This is a genomic window from Mordavella massiliensis (genome assembly GCF_016901695.1).
Lineage (GTDB): Bacteria > Bacillota > Clostridia > Lachnospirales > Lachnospiraceae > Claveliimonas > Claveliimonas massiliensis_A.
Genome location: NZ_JACJKS010000131.1, coordinates 1 through 217 on the forward strand (window position 1 = coordinate 1; position 217 = coordinate 217).

The following is a 217-nucleotide window of genomic DNA, read 5'->3' on the forward strand; positions in this document are numbered from 1 at the left end:
ATGAGGAGGCGTATTATGCAGCGTTAGACGAAAAAGCAGAAGCTTTGGCAGGGTAAGCCAACCTTAAAAAAGGCATGTTTAATTTGTACTTTTTCTTGACATAGGATCAAGACTGTCATCAGAAGGAAATACCGTTTTGGATTTCGTGACTTTTCGGAGCTGACGGTTAAATCCTTCGATGGCATTGGTAGTATAGATCAGACGCCGAACCGCTTCG

1 pseudogene is annotated in these 217 nt (G+C 42.9%); it reads right to left on the reverse strand.

The window, feature by feature from the left end:
* Positions 1-108: 108 nt before the first annotated feature.
* Positions 109-217: pseudogene (locus tag H6A20_RS13415) on the reverse strand (transposase); the annotation flags it as partial.